Origin of the sequence: Enterococcus sp. AZ128, from assembly GCF_051714485.1 — a bacterium.
Taxonomy (GTDB): Bacteria; Bacillota; Bacilli; order Lactobacillales; family Enterococcaceae; genus Enterococcus_A.
The window spans coordinates 446,686-459,575 of record NZ_JBIORZ010000003.1; the positions used below are offsets into that span (position 1 = coordinate 446,686).

Below are 12,890 nucleotides of genomic sequence, written 5' to 3' on the forward strand. Positions count from 1 at the left end.
GGATTCTCTTAATTTCAAGAACTCTCATACTCTCTTGTAATTATTCGTTTAAATAGATTATTCTTCCACCACGTGTACTTTAATGATTCCTTCAACTTCTGTGTGAAGTTTTACTGGAACCTTTGTGTATCCAAGTGTACGAATTGGGTTTTCTAGTTCAATTTTACGTTTATCAATTTTTAATTTAAATTGCTTCTTCAGTCCTTCTGCAATTTGCTTAGAAGGGATCGAACCAAACAAACGTCCATCTTCGCCACCCTTAGCCTTGATTTCTACTACCGTATCTTCTTTTGCCAAAAACTCTGCTAATTTTTTTGCTTCAGCTAAGACTTCCGCCGCCTTTTTGTCCTGAGCCTTCTTCTGTCCACTCAATTCAGAGATACTGCTCTTCGTAGCTTCTTTAGCCAAATTATTCTTTAATAAATAATTTTGGGCATAGCCTGTAGGGACCTCTTTGATATCGCCCTTTTTCCCCTTGCCTTTTACATCATCTAAAAAAATTACTTTCATTCTTCTGTCCCCTCCATTAACTGTTCATTGATGGCCTCTAATAACTGTTTCTTTGCTTCAGCGATCGTACTATTTTTCAATTGAGTCGCTGCATTAGTGAAGTGTCCCCCTCCGCCCAATGCTTCCATAACCGTCTGGACATTAATAGTCCCAGAGCTGCGTGCACTAATCGCAATCACGCCATCAACTCGTTTGATAATTACAAATGCCGCATTGATATCCACCATGGATAACAATGTATCAGCTGTCTTAGCCGCCGTTACACTATCGTACTCTTGCTCATCAGTTCCAGTAGCCACAACAATGTCATCTTTAACATATTCACTCTCGCCCACCAGTTTACTGATTTCCAAGTATGATTGGATATCGGTACTCAATAAATATTGTACTAAAGAAGCATCTGCACCACAAGTTTTTAAATAACTAGCAACATCGAAAGTCCGTGCAGTTGTTCTGACAGCAAAGTTCTTTGTATCAACGGTGATTCCAGCAAGTAACAGTGTAGCCTCCATCTTGCTCATTTTTTGATGCTCATTACTTTCAAATTGAATTAGTTCTGTTACTAATTCTGAAGCAGAAGACGCAGAAGACTCAATATAGGTCAATAAAGATTTCTCAGGAAATTCTTCTCCTCTTCGATGATGATCAATTATGACAATGTTTTCAAATTGTTCATATAATTCTTGATCAATCGATAGTGATGGTCGATGATAATCTACCATCACTAACAAATCTCCCGCTTTGCGTTGCTTTTTTGCTGCCTCAGGAGAGATCAAAAGATCTTCCAGCTCTCCATTTTGATGAATCTCTTCCAAACAACGTTCTACATCAGGTATCGTCTCTTCTTCATTGATGACTATTCGGACTTTCTTATCATGATAACGAGCTAAACAAGCGACGCCAAAAGCCGATCCTATCGCATCCATATCAGGAAAACGATGTCCCATCACAAAGACATTCCCTGTCTGATTAAAGACATTCTTCAAAGCCGTTGACATCGCCCTTGAACGAACCCTTGTACGCTTAGCTGCACTGGCTGATTTTCCGCCATAAAACACGGGCTTTTGATCTTCCGCGGCATTCTTCACAACAACTTGATCACCGCCACGTACTAATGCAATATCCAGGTTGTTTTGGGCTTCGTCACCAATCACTTCCAATGACTCCGTCCCATAACTGATTCCCATACTAACCGTAATCAGCATGTCTTGTTTTCCAGCCGAAACACGGATGTGCTCTAATAAATCAAAATTATTTTCAATCATTTTCTCCAAATCGTCATAACGAGCAAAGATGAAGAAACGTTCTGCATTTACACGTTTATAAAAAATACGATATGAATCCATCCAATCAGAAATGATCGTTGTAATGAATGAATTTAGATTAGATATCTCTTTATCATCTCGGCGATCAATCACATCATCATAATTATCTACTGAAAGAATCCCCACAACTGCTTGTTGTTGTTTTTCTTTGTTTTCTAATGCATATTCTTTTGTGATATCAATTAAATAAGCAACACGTTTTTCACGATTCAAATCAAAGTGATAGAGTACATTACCAATCTTATAGATACTTTTTCCTTTATCTGCACGTTGAAGCAATTCATTGACCATATCTTGTTGATCATCTTTCGATAAATGCTGGACACTTTCCGTTATTGCCGGGTTGGTCCAAGTAAAGCTATTGCTCTCATCCCATGTAATAATTCCTACAGGCATATCATCGGATACATAAGCTAAAGCTTCTTGAGCACGTCGAGAAGCATATTGAATTTTCTTTTGATTACTGATCTCAATACGCTTCTGTAAAACAATCATAGAAACCAATAATAAAAGATCAATTAGTATAACGATTCCTGCCGTAAAAAAGGTGAAAGGAAACAAGAAAATTGCGGCTAATTGAATCAGTAGTAAACAGAGTAAGAAAAAGGATCCCTTTATTCGAAGATTCTTTTCCATCTATACCTCCTAATTCGGTTTTGTTTGTCCATTCCGCTATCGCTATGTTTTTCAGCAATGTAGCTAGGATCTTGTAACAGTGTAATTTTATCACAATCTCCCTTGACAAGCGACTTTCTTGAATGTTTCACGTGAAACACAAAAAAGAGACTTCAAGTCTGAAGTCTCTTTTAAAATCACATTTTATTCTTCAGAAACGAATGCTAATAATCCCATAATACGTGCGCGTTTGATAGCGATCGTTAGTTTACGTTGATTTTTAGCACTTGTTCCAGTTACACGACGAGGTAAAATTTTACCACGTTCACTGATGAAACGTTTTAGTAATTCGATATCTTTATAATCGATATACTCGATATGATTAGCAGCAATATAGTCTACTTTACGACGTTTGCGACCTCTTCTTTGTTGTGCCATTCCGTTTCCCTCCTATTCAATTGTTAGAATGGTAAATCATCATCTGAAATGTCGATTGAGGATCCACTAAATGGATCTGAATCTCGATCGAAGTCAGGCATAGTGTTCTTAGCTGACTGAGAGGATTGATTATAATTGTTGTTAAAATTATTTCCCCCGCCTTGGCTTTGGAAGCTATCGCCAGAATCAGAACTTGGGTTCTGTTGGCGTTGCTCACTTGCAGTACGAGATTCCAATAATTGGAAGTTTTCAGCAACGACTTCAGTCACATAGACACGTTGTCCTTGCTGATTTTCATAATTTCTTGTCTGGATACGGCCAGTCACACCTAAAAGAGTTCCCTTACGCGCATAATTAGCTAAAGTTTCAGCTGATTTCCGCCAAATCACACAATTGATAAAGTCTGCTTCGCGATTCCCGCTTTGATTCGTAAAATTACGATTTACAGCTAAAGTAAACGTTGCAACACCTGTACCATTCGCAGTATAACGTAAATCAGGATCCTTTGTTAAACGACCTACTAGTACAACATTATTAATCAAAGTAAAGCCAGCTCCCTTCTCGTCAATTGTTTCACGTGAAACAATTATTCTTCAATCTTAACGATCATGTGACGAATAATATCGTCGTTGATTTTTGCAAGACGATCGAATTCGTTAACTGCGCTAGCTGTTGTTGGCGCAGTTGCATTGACGATATGGTAGATGCCTTCACGGAATCCGTTCATTTCGTAAGCGAAACGGCGTTTTTCCCAATCTTTTGAATCGATAATTTCTGCTCCATTATCTTTCAAGATTGTATCGAAACGTTCTACTAAAGCAGTTTTTGCTTCTTCATCAATGTTCGGACGAATGATGTATGTGATTTCATACTTCGTGTTTTGACTCATTGATTTTCACCTCCCTATGGACTATAAGGCTCTTAATTTTTTAAGAGCAAGGAGAGTTATCTAAAAATATATAGACTACTCACAAATATTCATTATACATAATCGTCCTACAAAAATCAAATGTTTCTTTACTTTAAGTTACGAAAAAAGACTGGGATTGCTCCCAGCCTTCTACTATTTTATTCTTCAGTTTCATCAGAGGTTTCTTCAATAACTTCAGAATTCTCGATTGTCTCTATGTCTTCCTCTTCTTGGTCAACGATTGCCATGGTAACAACTTTCGTGTTTTCTTCCATTTTCATTAGGCGAACACCTAATGTCGCACGACCTGTTTGAGATACACCGCCAACATTGAAACGGATAATAACTCCCTTATCCGTGATCAGAAGAATGTCCTCATTCCCATTAACAGTGGTCAACCCAGCTAATGGACCATTCTTTTCTTTGACATTGGCCGTCTTGATTCCCTTACCGCCGCGGCCTTTAATTGGATACTCAGTCGCTTTTGTCCGTTTGCCGTATCCCTTTTCGGTAATGACTAAAACTTCTTGGTCTTCGTTTAGTACAGCAGATCCTATCACGTAGTCCTCATCACGCAAGCGAATCCCACGAACACCGCTCGCTGTTCGACCCATATCTCGGACAGCCGCTTCCTTAAAGGTTACGGAATAGCCATTGTGAGTACCTATGATAATTGTTTTGTCTCCTTCTGTCGACATTACGTTTACCAATTCATCCCCTTCGCGCAAGCCAATCGCAATCAACCCATTAGCGCGAATATTTGAAAAAGCAGTGACAGTTGTCCGTTTGACTGTTCCTTTTTTCGTAACAAAGAATAGGAAATGACCATCTTCTGCTTGTCCATTGACGGAAATGACCGCTTGGATCGTTTCATTTGAATCAATACCAAGTAAATTGATGATTGGAATACCTTTGGCTGTTCGACCGTATTCAGGTACCTCATAACCTTTTGCTCGATAAACTCGACCGCTATTCGTAAAGAATAACAAGGTGTCATGCGTCGAACAAGAGATTAAAGTTTTCACAAAATCATCATCATGAATCCCCATTCCTTGAACACCGCGACCACCACGGCGTTGTGCACGGAATTCTGTCGACGCCACACGCTTGATATAACCGTTATTTGTTAAAGTAATAACGATATCTTCTTCTTCAATCAGATCTTCATCTTCGAGGCTCAATACCTCGCCGATTAATAATTCAGTACGACGATCATCCCCAAATTTATTGGCAATTTCTGCTAATTCAGTGCGGATGATTTCTAACACACGCTCAGGACGCGCTAAAATGTCTTCTAGGTCACTGATTGTCTTTAGTAGCTCTTGATATTCATTTTCGATTTTCTCGCGTTCTAAGCCCGTTAAACGGCGTAGACGCATATCTAAGATTGCTTGCGCTTGTCGATCAGATAATTCAAATCGTTCGATCAAAGTCGCCTTCGCGATATCATCTGAAGCTGAACTACGGATCGTTGCAATGATTTCATCGATATGATCTAGCGCGATGCGCAGACCTTCCAAGATATGAGCTCTTGCTTCCGCCTTTTTCTTGTCGAAAATCGTCCGACGAGTAATAACATCTTTTTGGTGTTCGATATAGTTTTCCAGGATTTGCTTTAAATTCAAAATCCGTGGAACACCATTTTCGATTGCCAACATGTTAAAACTGAAAGACGTTTGCAAAGATGTCATCTTGTATAAATTGTTCAAAATGACTGATGCACTAACATCACGGCGTACTTCGATAACGATTCGCATACCTTCACGTGAAGATTCATCACGTAAGTCAGTAATTCCTTCTATCCGTTTATCACGGTGTAATTCAGAAATACGTTCAATCAGTTTCGCTTTGTTGACCATGTACGGCAATTCAGTAACAAGAATTCGTTCCTTACCGTTTTTCTGTTCTTCAATCTCAATTTTCGCTCGAACAGTAATCGAACCTTTTCCGGTCTCATACGCACGACGTATACCTGATTTCCCCATGACTAAACCGCCAGTTGGGAAGTCTGGTCCCGGAATCACTTCCAACAAATCTTGTGTTGTAGCTTCAGGATTTTCCATCAGCAATTCAATTCCGGCCGTCACTTCTCGTAAATTGTGCGGCGGGATATTCGTTGCCATACCAACAGCGATCCCAGTTGCTCCATTTACCAACAAGTTCGGGAAGCGCGCAGGTAATACGTCTGGTTCCTGCTCACTATCATCGTAGTTTCCGTGGAAATTTACGGTGTCTTTGTTGATGTCGCGCAACATTTCCATTGCGATTTTGCTTAAACGGGCTTCGGTATAACGCATCGCCGCAGCTCCATCACCATCGACAGAACCAAAGTTTCCATGCCCATCGACTAACATATTGCGGTAACTGAAGCTTTGGGCCATCCGTACCATAGATTCATAAATCGCACTGTCTCCGTGTGGATGGTACTTACCCATTACATCCCCAACAATACGAGCAGATTTTTTATGCGGCTTATCTGGGGTAACCCCTAGTTCATTCATTCCATATAAAATTCGACGGTGAACGGGTTTCAAGCCGTCCCGCACGTCTGGTAAAGCTCGTGCCACAATAACGCTCATTGCATAATCAATGAAGGAGTCCTGCATTTCACTGGTTAGATTGACGTCTTGTATATTTTCTTTCCGATCTTCCAAAATGATCCTCCTAGTTCGTGTTAATGAATTTATTTTTCTTAAAAATAAATCTGATCCTCACCACGTATATCATTTCTCTCTTTACGCTAAAACACGAAGAGAATTGAGATATCCACTAAATGTCCAAATTCTTAACGTAATGTGCATTTTCTTCAATAAACGCACGACGCGGTTCAACGCGGTCTCCCATCAACGTTTCAAAGACTTGGTCGGCTTCGATCGCGTCGTCAACACTGACACGCAGCATCAAACGATTTTCTGGGTCCATCGTTGTCTCCCACAATTGATGATCATCCATTTCACCAAGACCTTTGTAACGTTGAACGTTTGGCTTTGGTGAAGCTGGCAATTCCGCCATTTTTTGAGCTAACTCCTCTTCGGCTTTTTTACCTGGTTGGATATAAGTGATGTTCTTACCCTGCTTGATACCATACAACGGCGGTTGAGCGATATAAACATAACCAGCTTCCACGATTGGACGCATATAACGGTAAAACAAAGTTAATAACAATGTCCGAATATGTGCACCATCGACATCGGCATCGGTCATAATAACTAATTTATGGTAACGAGCTTTTGCTACATCAAAGTCTGCGCCAAAACCGGTCCCCATCGCTGTAAACAATGAACGAATCTCTTCATTAGCTAAGATTTTATCCATCGATGCTTTTTCTACATTCAAGATTTTCCCGCGAATTGGCAAGATTGCTTGGAATTCACGACTCCGACCTTGTTTAGCTGAACCACCGGCGGAATCTCCTTCGACGATAAATAATTCGCATTTTTCTGGATCATTACTTGAACAATCGGCTAGTTTCCCTGGTAAGTTACTGATTTCTAAGGCACCTTTACGGCGGGTTACTTCACGAGCACGCTTAGCGGCCAAACGAGCCTTAGCAGCCAACATTCCTTTTTCCACGATCCGACGCCCTACAGAAGGATTCTCCATCAAGAACTTCAAGAAATTCTCAGAGAACAAACGATCCGTAACTGTCCGAACTTCCGAGTTGCCAAGTTTTGTTTTAGTCTGTCCTTCAAACTGTGGTTCTGGATGCTTGATAGAGATAACAGCGGTTAAACCTTCCCGCACATCTTCACCAGAAAGATTTTCGTCATTATCTTTCATGATTTTTTGTTTACGCGCATAATCATTGATCACACGTGTCAGAGCTGTTTTAAAACCAAACTCATGGGTACCGCCTTCATACGTATGAATATTATTAGCGAAACTCAAAATATTGGTGTGGTAGCCGTCTGTATACTGCATAGCAACTTCCACGATAATATCTTGTTGCTCACCTTCCACATAAACAGGTTCTTCAAAGATAACAGCTTTACTATGATTTAAATGTTCCACATAGCTTTTTATACCGCCTTCGTAATGATACTCTCTTAGAACAGGCTTTTCTTCCCGTTTGTCTTCGATAGAAATTTTTAAGCCACGATTTAAGAAAGCCAATTCTCGCACACGGGTCGCTAATTTATCAAAATTGAAGACTGTGGATTCTGTAAAAATCTCAGTGTCTGGAATAAAATGAACTGTTGTCCCATGTTGCTCCGTTTCACCAATCACTTTTAGATCATCTACTACAGCACCGCGACGGTACTCTTGGAAATAAATTTTTCCGTTTTTGAAAACACGAACATCTAAAGAAGATGACAACGCATTAACAACAGAAGCCCCCACACCGTGAAGTCCGCCGGATACTTTATATCCGCCGCCGCCGAATTTTCCACCCGCATGAAGGATTGTATAAACCGTCTCTAGTGCTGGACGACCTGTCTTCGCTTGGATATCTACCGGAATTCCCCGACCGTCATCGCTGACTGTGATACTATTATCTTCTTCAATCACCACGTGGATATGCGAAGCAAATCCAGCTAACGCTTCATCAATGGAATTATCCACGATTTCCCATACAAGGTGGTGTAATCCCTCCGTACTGGTCGATCCAATATACATCCCTGGACGTTTTCGAACAGCCTCTAATCCTTCTAGTACCTGAATCTGACTAGCATCGTACTCTTGAGCCCGTTCTAGTAAACTCTTTTCCTCTTCTGTCATTTACGTCTCTTTCCTTTCTATCTGTCCTTGATGGACATAAAAAATATCCGGATGGACCGTCATTTTACCTTTTACATGATTTAATGTCGTCGTTGTCAAAAATGTCTGTACTTTATTTTCGATCGTCTCCAATAAATGGATTTGACGGCTGTCATCAAGCTCGCTCATGACGTCATCTAAAAGCAAAATCGGATATTCTCCTGTTTCTTCTTTCATCAAATCAATCTCTGCTAATTTGACGCTTAATGCAGTCGTTCGTTGCTGCCCTTGCGACCCATAGGTTTGCACATTTTGTTGATTAACCTTAAAGATCAGATCATCACGATGAGGGCCTAAAAATGTATTCCCCTTGAAAATTTCCCGCTTTCGATTTCTTTGTAATTCACTCATAAAAACGTTGCGGATCTCTTCAACAGTCTCACTTTCTAATGGAAGACTAGCGTCATACTCAATTGCCAATTCCTCTTTTTGGTTTGTAATCTTACCGTGAAGATCATTAGACCAATGCTCCAGTTTTTTAACAAACTGCAAACGATTTGCTAAGACCTTACTGCCGAAGTCAACTAATTGTTCAGTCAGTATGTCTAGATAAATCTCATCGGTCTGCTTTTTTTCGGATAATTGTTTTAGATAAAGATTTCGCTGCTTCAATGTTTGCTGATACTGTGCTAAATCATAGAGATAGACCGGATTAATCTGTCCCAGCTCCATATCGATAAAACGTCGTCGCATTTGCGGGCTCCCTTTCACTAAGGAAAGATCCTCTGGCGCAAATAAAATGACATTCAATTGACCAATATAGCTACTCAATTTCTTTTGCTCAATATGATTAACTTTGGATTTACGGCCTTTTTTAGTCAGCAGCAGTTCCAATTCCAGCTCACTAGTTCCACGTTCGATCCGCCCTTTAATCTGAGCAAAATCATCCTGCCATCCGATTAATTCTTGTTCACTGCTGGTTCGATGGCTGCGAGTCAAAGCTAAAACATAAATACTTTCCAAAAGATTTGTTTTTCCTTGAGCGTTCTCTCCTAAAAAAACATTCAAACGATTGGGAAATTCCAAGATTAATTCTTGATAGTTTCGATAATTTCTTAACTCAAGCTTATTCAGCCGCATCTTGTTTTCCCTTATTTTTGACCATAAAAAAAGTTCCTACCTCAGGAATCTCGATCATCATCCCTGGATAGAGCTTTCGGCCGCGGCGGTTTTCCAACTCACCATCTACAAATACTGTTTCTTCTGCTAGAAACCACTTGGCTTGTCCACCGCTAGAGATTAAATTGATCTCTTTCAATAACTGACCAAGTGTCATGAACTCTGTTTCTAAAAAAATTTTTTGTTTCACATTCATCCCTCATTTTCATGCTAGAAACACCTCTTCATTATACCCTTTTTTAATAGATAAAACAAATTAACTCGTTGTATTTTTCGATTTAAGAAGTTCTAAGCCATTCTAATTAATTCACTCAAAAAAAAATAAAAGGTCTTAAAATCGATTTTAAGACCTTTTACCGGAATTTTGTTTTTTACATTATTTTTTCATGTTTTTCAAAAAACTTGTGAAACCCGCTGACTTTCTTTAGTTTGTTCGTACTGGTGTAATCAATTGAATAAAGGAAACATCCCCTTCACTTGGTTCTAAAGTAAATGGACGAATCGCTGAAATAAACTGAATTTTAATACTCATATCCCCAAAAGCACGTAAAGCATCTTTCATATAATCAGGGTTAAATGAAATTTCTAACGGATCCCCGCTGACTTTTTCATAGACTAATTCTTCTTCTACTTTACCTATTTCTGGTGAATTTCCATAAAGAATAATGGAATTATCCGCAATGGCTAGACGAACAATGTTATTACGGCCTTCATGCGAAAGTAAAGATGCCCGTTCAATTGCCGATAATAATGTTGGAACCGAAAAAGTAATCTCCGTATTGAAGCTTGTTGGGATCAATCGGTTAGTATCTGGATAATTCCCTTCAAGTAAACGGGAATAGAAATACATCGTAGGTGTTTTAAATAGTACCTGGTTCTCCATGATGCTGATTTCAACTTCTGCTTCTTCATCAGATAACGAACGTGATAGTTCAACTAGACTCTTACCTGGGATAACGATATCAAAATCCTTATTTGCATTTTCTACAGGTACCACTCGCTGACTCAAGCGATGAGAGTCAGTAGCAACGGCTAATAATTTCCCATCGGACATTGTAAAGTGAACCCCTGTTAAGATTGGACGGCTTTCATGTTGAGAAACCGAGAAAACTGTCTCACTAATTAGTTTTGTCAACATGTGGACAGGTAATTTTAATTGGTTTTGTTCTTCCACGACAGGCAAATGTGGATAATTATCTGCATCCAATCCGTTGACAGTAAAATGGGCGGCGCCAGAAGTAATTAATACTTGATAATTTTCTTGAACCTCTAAAGTAAAGGTCGTTTCTGGTAAACGACGAATAATTTCACTGAAAAAACGAGCTTGTAAAACAATCGTTCCAGGATCAGTAATTTGTAATTCCGCTTTTTCATCAGACGCAGCTAAAAAGGTCTCAATTGAGATATCAGCATTACTACCTGTTAAGTTCAGACCTTCATTATTTAACTCAATTTTTACACCAGTTAAAATTGGAATAGTGGTTTTCGTTGAAATAGCACGTTGAACAGTTTGTAATTCTTGAATGAAGCGGGCACGATTAATCGTAAATTTCATAATGGAACTCCTTTTTCATTTTTATTTGTTTTCTTTTAGAAGATTAAATCTATCAATGACTAGTGTCGTATTTTGATAAAATCGTTATGTTTAATTTCATCTGTTGCAAATAGGCTGTTTTCTTTTTATTTATTTAAGTAATTTAAGTAATAAAAGTAGTAGGTCCTGTTAATCATGTGGAAAAAAAGGATCGAACATTGGTTTAATAAGTTTTCCACTTGTGGATAAGGTGTGGATAAAAACAGCTTTTCTTTTTCTTTTTTCCACAAGCTAACCAAGCAACAAGTTTTTAATTTCCGCAATTTCTTGTTGAAAGCTGCTGTCTTTCTTTATTAACTGACGTATCTTCTCATGAGCATGGATGACAGTTGTATGATCCTTACCACCAAATTCAGCGCCGATTTTTGGTAAAGAATTTTCGGTCATTTCACGGGATAGATACATGGCTATTTGACGGGGAACAACGATTGTTTTAACCCGTTTTTTACCTTTAAGATCTTTTACTTGAATATGATAAAATTTCGCGACCTCATCTTGAATTTTGCTGATGGAAAGCTGTGTATTACTGGTCCCTTTTAGACTCTTTAAAGCGTCTGCTGCAATACTGGTAGTAATATCAGCACTATTCATCGTAGCGAAAGCTTGAACTCGGACCAAAGCCCCTTCCAATTCACGGATATTCGAATCAATTTGTCCAGCGATATAGCTTAAAGTATCATCCGGAATCTCAAGGTTCTCTGCCTGAGCTTTTTTTCGCAAAATTGCGGTTCGAGTCTCTAAATCCGGCGGTGTGATGTCTACTGATAAGCCCCAAGCAAATCTGGAGACTAAGCGTTCTTGCAATTTAGGAATCTCATTTGGCAGACGGTCACTGGTTAGTACGATTTGCTTATTATCATTATATAAGTTCTCAAAAGTATGGAAAAACTCTTCTTGAGTTGCTTCTTTATCAGCAAAAAATTGAATATCATCGACGAGTAATAAGTCAACTTTGCGATATTCTTGTCGAAATTCTTCCGAGGTTTTGTTTTTGATGGAATTGATAAAATCATTTGCAAACGTTTCACTAGAAACGTATTTAACTTTTGCATGGGGATTAATTACCAACATTTGATGACCGATCGCGTGCATCAAGTGAGTCTTCCCTAACCCAACTCCGCCATAAAAGAAGAGTGGATTATAAATTGATCCTGGTTCTTCCGCTACAACTAAAGCTGCAGCATGAGCCATCTGGTTGCCTTTTCCGATAACAAATGTGTCAAAAGTATATTTAGGATTGAGCATGGCACGCTTTGTTGTTTCGACTTTAGGCGGTTCTTCCTTTTCTACAATACTTACGGGCGGTGCTTCATCGGGCGTCACGAAAAGAGGCATGATCTCATCCCCTGTCACTTTAAAACCGATTTCGACAATTTTTGCGGCTAAATGTTTCTCCCAATAGCGTTTATGCAAATCACTCGTGACTTCTATCGTTAATTGATTATTTGTTAAAGCTAAAGGTTTAGCTGTGCCTACCCAAGCATCATAACTGGCAGGATTGAGGTCATTTTTGTAGCTGTCCTTCAATTCCTGCCAGAAATTGTCCAATGAGGTCAAATAAGTCGCCTCCTATTATTAATAAAATTCAGATAGATTTACTTTATCATTTTTTTAAAAAGTT

The 12,890-nt window shown here is 39.1% G+C and carries 11 protein-coding genes; all 11 read right to left on the minus strand.

Features of this window, described 5'->3' with window-relative positions; all coding sequences use genetic code 11:
- Positions 1 to 57: 57 nt before the first annotated feature.
- Positions 58 to 510, minus strand: coding sequence for a 50S ribosomal protein L9 (rplI, locus tag IGI38_RS20975; protein ID WP_438733859.1), 453 nt, complete (start codon positions 508 to 510; stop codon positions 58 to 60).
- Positions 507 to 2,471: a DHH family phosphoesterase gene (locus IGI38_RS20980; protein WP_438733860.1), complete on the minus strand. Its 1,965-nt coding sequence runs from the start codon at positions 2,469 to 2,471 to the stop codon at positions 507 to 509. Before IGI38_RS20980 ends, rplI begins: the two co-directional genes overlap by 4 nt.
- Before the next feature lie 183 nt (positions 2,472 to 2,654).
- Positions 2,655 to 2,888, minus strand: a complete 234-nt coding sequence (rpsR, locus tag IGI38_RS20985) for a 30S ribosomal protein S18 (protein WP_010742563.1) — start codon at positions 2,886 to 2,888, stop codon at positions 2,655 to 2,657.
- 23 nt (positions 2,889 to 2,911) lie between these two features.
- Positions 2,912 to 3,430, minus strand: coding sequence for a single-stranded DNA-binding protein (ssb, locus tag IGI38_RS20990; RefSeq protein WP_438733862.1), 519 nt, complete (start codon positions 3,428 to 3,430; stop codon positions 2,912 to 2,914).
- A gap of 44 nt (positions 3,431 to 3,474) precedes the next feature.
- On the minus strand, positions 3,475 to 3,777 hold the full coding sequence (gene rpsF / locus IGI38_RS20995) for a 30S ribosomal protein S6 (protein WP_010742561.1): 303 nt from the start codon (positions 3,775 to 3,777) through the stop codon (positions 3,475 to 3,477).
- Between the two features lie 179 nt (positions 3,778 to 3,956).
- Positions 3,957 to 6,455 (minus strand): DNA gyrase subunit A, encoded by a 2,499-nt coding sequence (gene gyrA, locus IGI38_RS21000; protein ID WP_438733900.1) that lies wholly within the window; start codon positions 6,453 to 6,455, stop codon positions 3,957 to 3,959.
- Between the two features lie 112 nt (positions 6,456 to 6,567).
- Entirely contained in the window at positions 6,568 to 8,517 is a 1,950-nt protein-coding gene (gene gyrB, locus IGI38_RS21005) for a DNA topoisomerase (ATP-hydrolyzing) subunit B (protein WP_438733864.1), read from the minus strand.
- Positions 8,518 to 9,636, minus strand: a complete 1,119-nt coding sequence (recF, locus tag IGI38_RS21010) for a DNA replication/repair protein RecF (protein ID WP_438733865.1) — start codon at positions 9,634 to 9,636, stop codon at positions 8,518 to 8,520.
- A complete protein-coding gene (gene yaaA, locus IGI38_RS21015; RefSeq protein WP_438733866.1) occupies positions 9,623 to 9,865 on the minus strand; it encodes a S4 domain-containing protein YaaA in 243 nt (80 codons plus the stop codon). Before yaaA ends, recF begins: the two co-directional genes overlap by 14 nt.
- Positions 9,866 to 10,099: 234 nt before the next feature.
- Positions 10,100 to 11,230 (minus strand): DNA polymerase III subunit beta, encoded by a 1,131-nt coding sequence (gene dnaN / locus IGI38_RS21020; protein ID WP_438733867.1) that lies wholly within the window; start codon positions 11,228 to 11,230, stop codon positions 10,100 to 10,102.
- A 270-nt stretch (positions 11,231 to 11,500) separates the two neighbouring features.
- Positions 11,501 to 12,826 carry a chromosomal replication initiator protein DnaA gene (gene dnaA / locus IGI38_RS21025; protein WP_438733868.1) on the minus strand — a complete coding sequence of 442 codons (1,326 nt, stop codon included), beginning with the start codon at positions 12,824 to 12,826 and terminating at the stop codon, positions 11,501 to 11,503.
- Positions 12,827 to 12,890 lie beyond the last annotated feature (64 nt).